The 15486-nt window shown below is 44.8% G+C and carries 9 protein-coding genes; 6 read left to right on the top strand and 3 right to left on the bottom strand.

Translation table 11 applies throughout. The features are described from left to right. Positions 1-38: 38 nt before the first annotated feature. Entirely contained in the window at positions 39-1718 is a 1680-nt protein-coding gene (locus J7I42_RS14255) for an OmpA family protein (protein ID WP_209139496.1), read from the bottom strand. Positions 1719-1923: 205 nt separating this feature from the next. On the opposite strand from J7I42_RS14255, the gene J7I42_RS14250 reads away from it, so the two are divergent. The 6 genes from J7I42_RS14250 to J7I42_RS14225 all read left to right on the top strand — a co-directional run bounded on the left by J7I42_RS14250 (position 1924) and on the right by J7I42_RS14225 (position 12164). Next, on the top strand, positions 1924-2886 hold the full coding sequence (locus tag J7I42_RS14250) for a polyprenyl synthetase family protein (protein WP_209139495.1): 963 nt from the start codon (positions 1924-1926) through the stop codon (positions 2884-2886). Positions 2887-2946: 60 nt separating this feature from the next. Next, positions 2947-4689 (top strand): single-stranded-DNA-specific exonuclease RecJ, encoded by a 1743-nt coding sequence (gene recJ / locus J7I42_RS14245; protein WP_209139494.1) that lies wholly within the window; start codon positions 2947-2949, stop codon positions 4687-4689. Positions 4690-4970: 281 nt separating this feature from the next. Continuing rightward, positions 4971-5867: a helix-turn-helix domain-containing protein gene (locus tag J7I42_RS14240; RefSeq protein WP_209139493.1), complete on the top strand. Its 897-nt coding sequence runs from the start codon at positions 4971-4973 to the stop codon at positions 5865-5867. Positions 5868-6180: 313 nt separating this feature from the next. Continuing rightward, positions 6181-7359: an efflux RND transporter periplasmic adaptor subunit gene (locus J7I42_RS14235; RefSeq protein WP_209139492.1), complete on the top strand. Its 1179-nt coding sequence runs from the start codon at positions 6181-6183 to the stop codon at positions 7357-7359. A gap of 146 nt (positions 7360-7505) precedes the next feature. Beyond that, a complete protein-coding gene (locus J7I42_RS14230) occupies positions 7506-10667 on the top strand; it encodes an efflux RND transporter permease subunit (protein WP_209139491.1) in 3162 nt (1053 codons plus the stop codon). 78 nt (positions 10668-10745) lie between these two features. Continuing rightward, positions 10746-12164, top strand: a complete 1419-nt coding sequence (locus tag J7I42_RS14225; RefSeq protein WP_209139490.1) for an efflux transporter outer membrane subunit — start codon at positions 10746-10748, stop codon at positions 12162-12164. Positions 12165-12321: 157 nt separating this feature from the next. On the opposite strand, the gene htpG is transcribed toward J7I42_RS14225, so the two are convergent. Beyond that, entirely contained in the window at positions 12322-14202 is a 1881-nt protein-coding gene (gene htpG / locus J7I42_RS14220) for a molecular chaperone HtpG (protein WP_209139489.1), read from the bottom strand. A 358-nt stretch (positions 14203-14560) separates the two neighbouring features. Continuing rightward, positions 14561-15256, bottom strand: a complete 696-nt coding sequence (locus tag J7I42_RS14215) for a hypothetical protein (RefSeq protein WP_209139488.1) — start codon at positions 15254-15256, stop codon at positions 14561-14563. Positions 15257-15486 lie beyond the last annotated feature (230 nt).

The raw sequence follows: 15486 nt of genomic DNA, 5'->3' as shown, positions 1-15486 counted from the left end.
CTATTAGTTAAAGCAATTTAAGCTAAAGTACTTTTATTTTATCTGCCGCGACGCAAGTTCGGGTGCGGAGCAGGCACTGTGGTAGGACCTTCCTGACCAGAACCGTCCTGGAGGTCTACAGTGTTGCAATCGCCACCAGCTTCACCATATTTGAAGATGAAACGGTCTTGGCCAATGCCTTCTTTATCAACCAGGTAGCTGATAACGGCATTCACGCGATCCCAGCTTAACTGTTGTTCAGATTTGCTTGAAGAGCAATATCCGATAACAGCTATCTTACAATCAGGATTATTCTTGATTTGTGAAGCAGCTGCAGCCAGTAAAGCTTTAGCGTCGTTGCTTAATGCAACTGATTTTCCTTTGAAGGTAACGCTTGGTAAGTTTCCGATCTTGCATTTTCCTTTCAGGCCACCTTCTTCAATTAATTTTTGAAGAGAATCGCAACATGCAGGAGGAGGACATTTACCTACACCATCAGCGTCAACAGGTTGACATTGTGTTGGTGTAACCAGTTCCTTGTCTTTGTGGTCAGGAACGCCGTCACCATCAGTATCACGGCTAACACCATGGCTGTCAACAGGAGCGCCAGCAGGAGTGTTAGGCTCTTGGTCGAATTGGTCAGTGATACCATCGCCATCAGCATCATCCAAAACTGGTTTGGGGAGCTTCATGTGGCGAGGTTTGTTAACCTCGTTGTAAGCGTAATCCAAAGGATTCAGCCACCACAAAGGTTCAACAGCTTTGTTACCGAGTGCTACGTTGATACCAACAGAAAGGAAGTTGTAAGTGTCGAAGTCTCTTGATTGAGCAGTAGCAGTTGTTACACCAGCAACACCATTTTCCTGCCATTGGTTACCATCCAACAAGTCAGTTTTTGGAATGGTCATTTTGTCTTCGATAGCGAGGCTCAGCTTTTTGTTCAGTTTGAATTGAACACCAGCACCGAAATTGAAGATGAAGCGGAAAGGCTTGTCAAACAATTTAGGCTGACTTTCGTCAACTTGACCTTCAGTTTCATAACTTCCATCAAGTTTATCTTTCAGATCTTTCTTGATGTCTTTTCTGTTTTTGTAACCGAAGCCATCAGCAGTGTTGATGTATTTATTATAAATATCGGCAAACTCAGTAATATAAGGAGTGCTGCCATTCAGGGCATCGATCTTTGTGTCATAGATCATACCACCGAAACCACCGAAAGCATACACATTGAAGCTGCTTTTCGCCTTATGAAAACGAATGTTGCTCAATGTTACCACACCCTGAATGCTCAGGTCGTAAACATTCGTTTTATAGTTGTAGAACACATGGTCTGTAGCAGGATTGTATCCATTTGCAGCCCATGCAGGGTTTTTACCATAGAAAGAAGAAGGTTGGAAGTTCAAACCTTTGGTTGTTCCAAAGCCTAACTGACCTCTTAAAGAGAACACATAACCGAGGGCCTTACGGGCGTGAATAGCAGCGCCAAGACCGGGAAAACGGTTACGCACATCACCAGAAATGCCAAACGTACCTACCTGTAAGCCCAGCTCCCATTGGTTGCGGGGTTTAGCAGGGTAAGGGTAGTTGTTTGCCATAAACTCGGTGTGCTGAGGAAGCCTCTTAGAAGGTACAACAGATGAATCCTGTACGTCGTACGTACCACCCAACTGTGCGTGGGAGGCAGCAGATGCCAACAGGAACGATAAGCTTAGAATACTTACGTACTTTTTGCTTGCCATAACTAAATTTTATGTGAAGGATTAAGTAACCAGAACTCAGAATCTGTGCAAAAATATCAATTGACAGCTAACTACCAAATTTTTTTCCCCAACACAATGTGCATTATCTTGCTGTTTTTCACACAGTAAGATCATTGTAGAGCAAATTAAATGCCTCTTACGGATATACATTAATAAATAGTAATTTGCTCCTCTTATATTCCGCATGAAATTAGCACTAGCAATATTACGAGAAGAATTACCCGAATTTGAAAAGCAATTCCATGAAGCTGTAAAGAGCCAGGTCCCGCTTCTGAACAGGATTATGAGGTTTATTGTGAACCGTAAAGGCAAGCAATTACGCCCCATGTTTGTACTGCTTTCCGCCAAGTTATGCGGGCCTGTTAACGATACCACTTACCGGGCCGCATCCTTAGTAGAATTACTACACTCCGCAACCCTGGTTCACGACGATGTGGTGGATGAATCACTGGAACGTAGGGGATTTTTCTCTACATATGCGTTGTGGAAAAGCAAGGTATCAGTTTTGGTAGGCGACTACCTGCTGGCAAAAGGCATGCTCCTTTCCCTGGACCACGATGATTACCGCATTCTTAAATTATTATCCAATGCCATACGTGCGATGAGTGAGGGCGAGCTGTTGCAAATGGAAAAATCACGCACGCTTAATTTTGAAGAATCTACCTATTTCGAGATCATTAAAGGTAAAACGGCCTCCCTCCTGGCCTCCGCCTGTGCCTCCGGCGCCTGGAGCACCACCCAGGACGAGTCCATTACAGAAAAAATGAGATTATTTGGCGAAAAGGTGGGCATGGCTTTCCAGATAAAAGACGACCTCTTCGATTATGGTAATGAAGCAGTAGGGAAACCTACCGGCAACGATATCCGGGAAAAGAAACTCACCCTGCCACTTATATATACCTTACAGAACTGTGACCAGGCCACCCGCCGAAAACTGATATATATTATCAAAAATCAGAATAAAGACCCTCAAAAGGTTCAGGAGGTCATCAATATCGTGAAACAAACCGGTGGCATTAGCTATACTGAGAAAAAAATGTTTAGCTTCAGGGATGAAGCGCTGGCCATTTTGCACGAATTCGAAAATATAGAAATTCGTAATGGCCTTGAAGAACTGGTACGGTATACTACAGACAGAAAATATTAAGGCAAAAGATAACAAAGACTCAAGGCACAAGCCCTTGTGGCTTGAAACCTGGGATTTTTTATGGTACAAAAGAGATGGAACATACTGACCGCAGATGATGATAAAGTGCAGCAATTGTATGCCAGCCTTAAAATACATCCTGTTCTTTGTAAAATACTCACGCAACGATATTTAGAGAATTTCGATAAAGCAAAGCAGTTTTTTCGGCCCCAGCTGTCTGACCTGCACGATCCCTGGTTGATGAAGGATATGGACAAGGCCATATCCCGTATAAGCATGGCTTTTGACCAGCAGGAGAAAATACTCGTTTTTGGCGACTACGATGTTGACGGCACAACCGCCGTCTCTTGCATGTTGCGCTTTCTCCAAAAAGTGTATATAAGTAACAAAGTCGACTTCTACATCCCCCACCGTTATCGAGAAGGCTATGGCGTATCGAAAAAAGGGATTGACTTTGCTATTGAAAATGGGTTTACGCTCATTATTTCGCTTGACTGTGGCATAAAATCAATTGATCTTATTCAATATGCCCGGGAAAACGGGATCGATTTTATAGTATGCGATCACCATATGCCCGATGACATACTGCCACCGGCAGTTGCCATTTTAAATCCCAAGCAAAAAGACTGTGAATACCCATTTAAAGAATTGTGTGGTTGTGGAGTGGGTTTTAAACTGATCACCGCGCTGGCGCGGCATCTAAATCTTGATGAATCTGCGGCGTTTGAATACCTCGACCTGGTAGCCACTGCCATTGCTGCGGATATTGTGCCTATGACTGGCGAGAACAGGGTGCTGGCTTACTATGGGTTAAAAAAGGCCAATGAAAACCCCAATTACGGCATCCTGGCATTAAAGGAACTTAGTGGTGTTCAAAAGGAATTGTTTATAAACAGCCTGGTATTCATGATAGCCCCGCGGGTAAATGCCGCAGGGCGTATGGACGATGCCCGCAAGGCAGTGCAAATGTTCATTTCCAGCACCCCCCAGGAAGCATTGCAGTTTGCGGAAATGTTACATTCCGATAACACCGACCGTAAGGAAGCAGATAAAAACATAACAGAAGAAGCACTGGCCATAATTGAAAATGATGGACTGTTGCAAACCCGCAAATCAACAGTTGTTTTTCAATCACACTGGCATAAAGGCGTGGTAGGTATTGTAGCATCCCGTCTGATCGATTATTATTATCGGCCCACTATTGTACTAACACAAAGCGGGGAATATGTTGCCGGTTCGGCACGAAGTGTAGCAGGCTTTAACGTGTATGAAGCCATTCACCAATGCAAAGACCTGCTGTTAGGCTATGGCGGCCATTTTTATGCAGCCGGCATGACGCTGGCACTAGATAAGGTGGAAGCCTTTCGCACCCGGTTTGAAGAAGTGGTAGCTGCCACTATTACCCCCGAACTGCTGGTGCCTGAAATAATCATCGATGCCGAAGTGGAGTTCAAAGATCTTAAGCAACCCTTTTATAATATCATTCATCAAATGGAGCCATTTGGGCCTGAGAACATGCGGCCATTGTTTGTTGTACGCAATGTTACCGACTCAGGTTACTCTCGCATTGTAAAAGAACAGCATATAAAATTCTCCCTGCGTCAGGATAACATATTATTTAATGGTATAGGGTTTGGCATGGCTAAAAAGTTCCCCTTGCTTGAATCGAAAAAGCCCGTTGACGTTGTTTTTACCCTCGATGAAAATGAATGGAACAATGAAAAACACTTACAGCTCCGGGTTATAGATTTCAGGCTGTCAGAAGACAGGGATACCAATAATCAAAACGGTGCAATGAGTTAACCGCAGGGAGATGATCAAATTTGTAAAAACGGGCAAACGGGTGTCGTTATAAGCACCTTGAGTTTATGAACATTCGTTTGCATTTAGGCGGTTTTGAGATAATTTAACCCGTCAGCCTTAATAAAACGCCATAACAAACCTATCCCAAAAAGGTTTAGTATTTAAAATTTTATGCTACAATAATATCTACGGTAGTAAGAGTTTGCCATTATTATAATATTTTTACTATCCACCTGTAGCGTAGGGTGGGGTTTTTCACCTGCTACCAATGTTGTGATTGTATGAAAAATAACCAGGCACTGATTCCAGTTTATGATTTGGCCGCTTGTATTCCAGGTACCAATTTCATAATTAAAAGAACCGAAGGTAATTCTGTACCATCCTATTGGGCTATCCCGCATCGTCATACTGATTACAAGATCAGTTTTTTGCAGGAAGGCGAAGTAACGCATTATACCGACTTTGAAAAATATACTATAAAGGCGCCCGCATTATTAATGTTGGCCCCAGACCAGGTGCATCAGCAAACAGGAAACTCCTACTATAAGATGATGCATGTTTCCTTCAATAAAGAATTTCTTCTAACTGAAACACAGGGTGTACTTGCCTGTTGGGAATGTATGTTCAGCCAGGTGGTATTGCCTATTGTGAATAGAGAGCAATTGCAGGAGATCTCAGTTTATCTTGATCTGATGTTCCAGGAATTCAAAGATGACAAGCCACAAAAGGGCCTAATTCTCAAGAACCTGCTCAATGCCTTTATTATATGTGCAGGCCGCCTGGTAAATTGTAAAAGTGAAACTACTGCAGTGGCACCTGCCCCTGTAGTTACCATGGACTACTCACAAAACCGCATAGTACGTCAATTCAAATCACTCATCGATGAAAACTTTGTAAACGCTACCCAGGTAACGCAATACGCCGATATGTTATATGTAACGCCTGGCCATTTGAACGACCTGATTAAAACTGTCACAGGTAAAACAGCTAAACAAATTATTGACGAAAGGAGAATTCTGGAAGCCAAACGGTTATTATTCTGGGGCGAACACTCGGTAAAAGAAATTGCCGGGCGTTTGAACTTTGAAGATGATGCCTATTTCAACCGTTTTTTCAAGAAACATACTGGTAACACACCTGCCCTGTTCCAAAGACAAATCCGGGAAAAGTACAATTAATCCCCCAATAAGGTAAATTAAGTAAATCACAATCCTCATTACTTTTACAGGATGATTTTAATGGGCAGGTTATAAGATAATAGTTTAGCATTACCCAACAGAATGGCAACAGCTACCTGTTAATATACAGCAATCTACAACACGTTATAATTATTCTCCGGAAACCTGGAATCGTTTCTCGTACCTGACGCCAACTGATCCCGGTATACTGCTACCATCTGACCCTGCGCAGCAAGCTACTGCGCATTGAAGCCGCATGTAGTAACGACTTGCTTGTCCTTAACGATTTTTATGTATGTCTATTAAACCAAGTATGATGAAACCTTTGGATATCAAACAGTACAACAGCTGGGTAAAGTTACTAACAGCAATCAGTGTTGCAACAGTTTTATATAGTTGCGCTAATAGCTCTGCTACACCCGGTATGCCACAACAACCACCACCAGCATTACCGGTGGTTCCAGTAACTACCACCACAGCTACCACTTTCCGTGAATATCCTGCTTCACTGGAAGGAAAAGTAAACGTAGAGATCAGGCCTCAGGTAGAAGGCTATCTCGAACAGATTTTTGTAGATGAAGGCGCTTATGTAAGAATAGGCCAGCCCCTCTTTAAAATCGATGCACGCACTTATAATGAGTCACTGAACACCGCAAAATCGAGCTTACTGGCTGCCCAGGCCAACGTATCAAAAGCCCAGGTGGAAATAGATCGCCTGACGCCGTTGGTGGAGCACAATGTGATCTCCGATGTTCAGCTCAGAACCGCCAAAGCCGCTTACGATGCTTCAGTCGCTGCCGTTAAACAGGCAGATGCTGCAGTAGCCAATGCACAGATCAATGTCGGTTACACGTTAGTGAAAGCAACTGCCAATGGTTACATCGGCCGTATTCCCAGCAAAAAAGGAGCCCTTGTTGGTAAAGACGATGTACTGACCGTTCTTTCAGACATCAGTGAAATGTATGCTTACTTTTCATTGAGTGAGCCCGACTTTCTTTCTTTTAAAAACCAATTTGCCGGAAACAGCATAGAAGAAAAAGTAAAGCATGTACCAGCGGTTGAACTGGCCCTGGCCGACAACAGCGTGTTTGGTTCAAAAGGAAAGATCAGCACCGTAGAAGGACAATTCGATAAAACAACCGGCGCTATCAGTTTCCGCGCCACCTTCCCTAACCCGGGCGGGATCCTCCGCACAGGTAATACCGGAAAGGTTCGCATCCCGCAACAATTTGCCGATGCGATGATCGTGCCTATCGAGTCTACCTTCGAAGTGCAGGACAAAGTATTTGTTTTCATCGTAGGTGACAGTAACAAAGTGGCCAGCAAGCCCATCACCGTGGCAGGAAAAACAACTAACTATTATTTTGTAAAGGACGGTGTGAAAGCCGGTGACAAGATCGTGTTTGCCGGAGCTGGAAATCTGCAGGATGGTATTGCGATAGTACCGCAGCCAATTTCTGCCGACAGCTTGCTGAAAGCGAAACCTCTATAATTCACGAAGCAGGACGTAAGACGTAGGAAGGTCAGAGTTAACCTACTTTGACTACAGGGAGCTTTTGTGCCTGATGATACAAAACTTACCTCCTGCTTCCTGCCTTTACCGCAGAAAACAGACTTCAATTTCAAAAAAATTCCCTCATGTTAAAAAGATTTATTGAAAGACCGGTCCTATCAACGGTTGTATCAATCATACTGCTTTTGCTAGGCGGGCTGTCGTTATTCACGCTGCCTGTTACCCTGTTCCCTGATATTGCGCCGCCAAGCGTACAGGTAACAGCACTGTACCCAGGCGCCAACGCCGAAGTAGTAGCACGCTCCGTTGCCACTCCGCTCGAAGAAGCCATCAATGGTGTGGAGAACATGACCTACATGACCTCCAACTCCAGTAACGATGGTAGTATGACACTGACTGTATACTTTAAACAGGGCACCAACCCCGATATCGCTTCTGTAAACGTACAGAACCGCGTATCAAAAGCTGTAAGCCAGGTTCCTGCAGAAGTAGTACAGGCAGGTATCAGCACCCAAAAAGTACAGAACAGTATCATCATGTTCGTGGCGCTCAGCAGCGACAACAAAGAAAAATACGATGAGCTGTTTATCGAAAACTATATCAAGATCAACCTTATTCCCGAGGTACAACGTGTACCTGGTGTAGGTCAGGCCCAGGTATTTGGTACCAAGGATTATTCCATGCGTATCTGGCTGCAGCCCGATCGCCTGGCAGCCAATAACCTGTCGCCTCAGGATGTGTTGAATGCTGTTAAAGATCAGAACCTCGAAGCCGCTCCCGGCCGTTTGGGCCAAAGCAGCGCCGAAGTGTTTGAGTATGTGTTGAAATACAAAGGGAAGTCGAACCAGGGTGAAGATTATGAGAACATGATCATCAAATCAAATCCCGATGGTTCTATGTTGCGCCTGAAAGATGTGGCCCGCGTTCAATTTGGTTCTTACACCTATTCAACCAACGCGCGCCTGGATGGCACACCTGTTTCTGGTTTCGCCGTATTTCAAACTGCAGGTTCCAACGCCAACGACATCCTGACAGAAGTAGAAAGACTGCTGAAGAATTTTGAAAAAACGCTTCCAAAGGGTCTTAAAACTACAGTAATGTATAACTCCAAGGAGTTCCTCGATGCCTCCATAGATCAGGTACGGGAAACCCTGGTGATAGCCTTTATTCTGGTGTTCATTGTAGTGTTCATCTTCCTGCAGGATTTCCGCTCAACGCTGATCCCTGCCATAGCCGTTCCAGTGGCCATTATCGGTACCTTCTTCTTCATGCAGTTGTTTGGTTTTACCATCAACCTGTTAACCCTGTTCGCCCTCGTATTGGCTATTGGGGTGGTGGTGGATGACGCCATTGTGGTGGTGGAAGCGGTGCACTCGAAAATGGAACGCACCAACCTGCCGGCAAAAGCGGCTACGGTACAATCAATGAGTGAGATCTCCGGCGCCATCATTTCTATTACGTTGGTAATGGCGGCGGTGTTCATCCCGGTAGGCTTTATGCAAGGCCCTGCAGGTGTGTTCTACCGGCAGTTTGCCTTTACGCTGGCCATTGCGATCCTTATTTCGGCGGTGAACGCCCTTACCCTGAGCCCTGCGCTGTGCGCCCTGTTCCTGAAGAATGAACATGCAGGGGAAGGTGGGGAACACCATGGCCGTAAAAGAGGTTTCATGGGCCGCTTTTATGCTGCCTTCAATGCCGGGTTCAATGGAATGACCAACAGATATGTACGCAGCCTGAAGTTTTTGGTACGCCGCAAATGGGTGACCATAGTTGCCCTGATAGCTATTACCGCCGGTGCATTCTATTTAACTAAGAAAACACCTACCGGCTTTATTCCAACAGAAGACCAGGGTTTCGTACTGTTTGCTGTAAATACACCGCCCGGTAGCTCACTGGAGCGTACGCACCAGGCTACTATGCAAATTGACAGCATCATTAAATCAGACCCTGCCTATAATCACCTGTATGTGATCGACGGTTTGAACTTCCTCAGCAATGCAAACGCTTCACCGTATGCAGCAGGTTTCATGCGATTGAAACCTTATGAAGAGAGAGGAGCAGTTAAAAACCCTGACCAGATAGCTGGCGGCCTTATCGGGAAAGTAAGCCAGGTAAAAGGCGCCAATGCCTTCTTCTTCAACTTCCCTACCGTACAGGGTTTTGGTAACGCGAGTGGTTTTGAGTTCATGTTGCAGGACCGCACCAATGGTCCGCTCAGTAAACTGGGTGGAACCGCCTGGCAATTCATTGGCGCGCTGATGCAACGGAAAGAGATCGGTTTTGCCTTTACCACCTTTGCAGCAGGTAATCCGCAATTCACCATAGAAGTGGATAATCAGAAAGCCAAACAGTTGGGTGTATCCATCAGCGAGCTGATGCAAACCATGCAGATCTATTACGGAAGTAGCTTTGTTACCGACTTTAACCGGTTTGGTAAATACTACCGCGTAATGGCGCAGGCCGATGCCCCCTTCCGCGCTGATATTAATTCAATTGATGGAATTTATGTAAAGAACAACCAGGGAGAAATGGTACCGGCCAAAACGCTGGTAACATTAAAAAGAGTATACGGCCCTGAAACCGTTACCCGTAACAACCTGTTCAATGCCGTTACCATCAACGGTTCACCCAAACCTGGTTTTAGTACCGGTGACGCCATCAAGGCCATTGAAGAAACCGCCAAAACGGCCTTACCAAGAGGATACCAGGTTGAGTTCACAGGTGTAACCCGGGAGGAAATTAAAACAGGCAACCAGCAGATCTTTATCTTCCTGCTGAGCATCCTGTTCGTATACTTCCTGCTGGCAGCACAATATGAAAGTTACATCCTGCCCCTATCGGTAATCTTAACCATACCTACGGGCGTATTAGGGGTATTTGCCTTTATCGGCTTTGCCGGTATCGAAAACAACATCTATGTGCAGATCGGTTTGATCATGCTGGTAGGTTTGTTGGCAAAGAACGCGATCCTGATCACGGAGTTTGCCGTACAACGCAGAAGAAATGGAATGGGATTGATAGATGCGGCTCTCGAAGCCTCCAGGCTCCGGTTACGCCCCATCCTCATGACCTCCTTTGCCTTTATCGTTGGTTTGTTACCACTGGTATGGACGCATGGCGCTTCTGCACTCGGTAACCACTCTATTGGTATGAGCGCCATTGGCGGTATGCTTACCGGTGTGATCCTGGGTGTGTTCCTCATTCCTGTTCTGTTTGTGATCTTCCAGGCTATGCAGGAGAGAATAACAGGCCGCCCAGGTATGAAAGAGATCAAATTAGGCGAATAATAAATCATTCATGGATTGCCATTCGCTTAGCGGCGGATGGCAATTCTTAAAAGTTCGAAATTTTAAATAAGGATATACATGCGTAAAAGTAATATCACTATTTATTCCACCCTGGCTTTGGTGGCGTTACTGGCAGCGTGCCGAATGGGTAAAGATTATCAACGGTCAGACCTTGCTTTACCTACTCAGTTCGCCAACACTACCGCAACTGCCGATACCAGCAGTGTGGCAGATATGGAATGGAAAAAATACTTTTCCGATCCTACCCTGCAGTCATTGATAGGTCATGCACTGGATAACAGCTTCGATATACAACTGGCTATGAAACGGGTAGAAGAAGCCCGGTCTTATGCCAAACAGGCTAAAGTGAATTGGGGACCTACTATTTCGGCTAATTTAACCGCCTCCAGTACCTTCCCTTCAAAGAACAGCTTGAATGGAATAAGCCTGAAGAACTTCCTGGGCAAAGAGCACCTGGAAGACTATAACCTGAATGCCGGTTTAAACTGGGAAATCGATATCTGGGGCAAGCTGCGCGGACAACGCGAAGCTGCCAATGCGAATTATCTGCAATCATTCGAAGCTGGCCGGGCCGTGCAAACTGCCCTGGTAGCCAACATTGCCAGCAGCTATTTCAACCTGCTGATGCTGGATGCACAGTTAGAAGTGGCCAAACGCAGCGTTAACCTGGGCGATACCATTGTACAATTTATCTCGTTGCAAAAACAAGCTGGTCAGGCTACTGAGTTAGCGGTTCAACAAGCCACTTCTCAACAGCAAACGGCTAAGATCCTGATCCCTCAGTTGGAGCAACAGATCGCCATCCAGGAAAATACGATCCACATCCTGAGCGGCGACCAGCCTGGTACTATTGCCCGCACCACGAAATTGCAGGAATACAAAGCATGGGAACAGTTACCAACCGGCGTACCTGCCGCTGTGGTAAGCCGCCGGCCCGATGTGCGTAGCAACGAAATGGCGTTGGTATCAGCCAATGCACGCGTTGGTGTAGCCCAGGCCAGTATGTACCCCACCATCAGTATCACTGCCAGTGGCGGTTTGAATGCTTTTGAGTTCACCAAATGGTTCAACATCCCAGGTTCATTATTTGCTACAGGTCTGGCCGGTATTACCCAGCCTATCTTTCAACGCCGGGCGTTGAAAACACAGTTTGAAGTGGCCAAGCTGCAACGCGATGAAGCTGCTATCAGCTTTCGCCAGTCTGCTTATAATGCCATGGGTGAAGTAGCCAATGCCCTGGTAAGCATTGATAAACTGAAAACGCAATTCCAGCTCAGTAATGACCAGGTGACTTTGTCGAACAGCGCCATAGGTAATGCGAAACTGTTATACAAAAGCGGTTTGGCCGACTACCTGGAAGTGATCACTGCCCAAAGCAATCTGTTACAGGCAGAGTTATACAATGCCACTATCCAACGCAATCAACTGGACGCCATGGTAGAATTGTACCGTGCGCTCGGAGGTGGCTGGAAATAGGACCAGGAAAGTGAGATGATGGATAATTAAAAGATGGGCCATGTAAATATATAAGATAGGAATTAGTACGACAGGACAAAGAATCAAGTAGACAAAAATAAAACAGGCCATCAGTTAAAACTGGTGGCCTGTTTTTATTTTATACCTGTCTTACTTCTTATTTTATATTTCCTACTTCAGATTCTTTCGCACCCATCAGGTCAACGCTACGGGTAATGAAGTTGGTCAGGTTACTTCCTTTCAGCAAACCCTGGGATAACAAAGCCAGATCTGCCAGGTTATGCACTACCTTTTCCTGTATTGCTTTATCATCATTCTTCAACACCTGCTGATAAATAGGGTGATTACCATTTACTGTCAGCGTAACCTCATCGGGCATATTTGCATAAAAGCTACCCATAGGACCGCTCATAGAAGCCATATCTTTCATCCGGCGCATAAACTCAGGGCGGGTAGCCACTACCGGCGGCGCTTCCGTGCTCAACCCTTTCACTTCAACTGTCATGGAAAGACCGGTCATTTTAATATCAAACAGACCTTTTAAGGTAGCTTCATCATCCTTGCTTAACACACTATCCAGGTTCTCCTGTTTGTCGATAAGGTTATCGGCAATATCAGCATCAACCCGGTTAAAAGTAACATCATTCCATTTCGTTTCCATTTGGTTTACGAAGGAAGGGTCGATAATGGTATCCAGTTTCACTACTATATAACCTTTCGCTTCTGCCCCTCTTATGTAGGCATCTTGCTGCACGATATCGGTAGTATACAGAATAACCAGTTTGCCATCTTTGTTCTTTTGCAGGGTCTCTGTTGCCATGCGCAATTCATCCAGGGTATAGAATTTCTTCTCCCCTTCTGCACTGCCGGCCACTTCAAACAAATGGAACTTGTTGCCTCTTTCCATAAACTTGTCATCAGTCATCATACCGTACTTCACAAATAAGCCCAGGTTATCCCACTTGCCTTCAAATTCCTTTCTTTCTTTATTGAATAACTCTTCCAGTTTATCGGCTACCTTCTTCGTGATGTGGTTATTGATCTTCTTCACATTGGGGTCGCCCTGCAGGTAGCTGCGGCTTACGTTCAATGGAATATCCGGACTGTCAATTACCCCATGTAACAACATCAGGAACTCCGGCACAATATCCTTTACTTCATCAGTTACAAATACCTGGTTGCTGTAGAGCTGGATCTTGTCTTTTTGAATTTCGTAGCTCTGTTTTATTTTGGGGAAGTACAGGATACCAGTGAGGTTGAATGGATAATCAACATTCAGGTGTATCCAGAACAACGGCGGTTCGTTATACTGATACAGTTCTTTATAAAAATTCTGGTAATCCTCAGCAGTCAGTTCAGATGGTTTCTTTTTCCAGGCTGGCTGGGTATTGTTGATTGGGGGCGCATCAGCTTCTTCATTCTTATGACGGAAATAAATAGGTACGGGTAAAAAGCGACAGAAACGGAGCAGAATGCCACGAATGCGTTCTGGGTCCAGGAATTCGGCGCTTTCTTCATTAATGTGTAAAACAATGTCGGTACCACGATCGGTTTTATTGGTTTCTTCCAACATGTATTCTGGACTGCCATCACACTCCCAACGTACGGCAGGCGCATCTTCTTTAAAACTTTTGGTGAACACTTCTACTTTATCGCTCACCATAAAGGCAGAGTAAAAGCCAAGTCCAAACTTACCAATGATGGCATTCTCGTTCTGTCCTTTGTATTTTTTTACAAACTCCTCGGCGCCACTGAATGCCACCTGGTTCAAATATTTCTCTACTTCCGCAGCTGACATCCCAATACCGCGGTCAGAAATGGTAATGGTCTTATTTTCTTCATCGAGTTTTACTTCTATCAGCAGATCGCCCACTTCCCCTTTTGCTTCGCCTATTGAAGAAAGGGTTTTCAATTTTTGGGAAGCATCCACCGCATTGCTGATCAGCTCGCGCAGAAAGATATCGTGATCGCTATATAAGAACTTCTTAATAATCGGAAAGATATTCTCCGTTTGTACCTGTATGGTCCCTTTTTGCATATGTTTCGTTTTTGGCAGTTTAATAGTATGGGTTGAACCCCACCAAAGAGAGTGCCATTGGCCCGTGGGAAGCTAAAATCGGCAAAATTGTCAGCCAGACCGCTTGAAAGGGGGTGATTTCAGGGGCAGTGATGCTTCATTAGGCAGGCGACCATCCTTACCAGCACAAAAACGAGCCAGGCCAATACCAGCCCTTAATGGCGGTTTTGCCCCTGGTCTATGCTGTTTAATTGATTGGTCGGTCGTAACCGGGGCGTCGGAACGGAGGCAATGACACTTCTGGACACATTAAAGACCTTCAATTTCCTTTCAGCCACCTTTTGTTCCCGGGTGCGGTAATCGTACCCCTGGGCGAGTACTAATCTACCACAGGATTGTTAAGGGGTAATTCGTTTTTTAATCGCTCATACACTTTCTCAAATAAGCCACAATATGTTTCCTTCGGCAAATCCCCGTTAACATACTCGGTATTGATAATGTTTTGTCGAACCGCATCACATACCAGTTGAAAATCGTTATTACCAGCCAGTTTGGCAATGATCATTTTTTTATATTCAAATCCTCTATCCGGAAACAGATGCATTGTTTCAAAGAAATATTCCGGCCGTTCGTTTACAAAAGCATCCAAAAGCTGTATGTTATTGTATTTTTCGAATGTAGGTATTATATAAGTTTTAAGCGTTTTTAGAAATTGTTCAGCCAAATCAACAACGCCTTCTTCTGTAGCATCCGCCAGGTGATAATCATTCATTCTTCTCCATTTAATCCTGTTCGCAGGATCGTATTGATATTCCCTTAAAACCCGGGCATTAACAAATATAGTCGTGTTCACGTAGGCTTCGCCAACACCCAACGGCATTAAATCTAAAAAATAGTCATCCCAGATCTTTTCAACCGGATCGATACGTTTTACTGCACTATACCATAATCTAAACTGACCGTTCCACCACTCAAGACTTTCATAAGCAATTTCTTCAAAACCCTGGTTCTTTTCTCTTCTTATAACGACACCTGCCTTAATAGAAAAGCTCAATTCTTTAAGCGGATCCTTCATCAGCTTTTTAAAAAGTTTATTGCCCTCCGATATGGTTAATCTATTATTTTCCATATATGCCTCTAACATACAGCAATTACTCAATTTCCGCAAACACAACGTGTGACTACGTGAATAACGTCGGCCATTCCGGTTGCCTTTTCAAGTACATTCATGAAACCCTGGCCTCTTCATCAATGTTAGTTTCTAACATTTACGGCGTCGGTTTCTTACAATCCCTGACAATGTAT

It is taken from the genome of Niastella soli (genome assembly GCF_017742245.1).
Classification (GTDB): Bacteria; Bacteroidota; Bacteroidia; order Chitinophagales; family Chitinophagaceae; genus Niastella; species Niastella soli.
The sequence above is the reverse complement of the archived record's forward strand: the minus strand, read 5'-3'. Positions and strand labels throughout refer to the sequence as shown.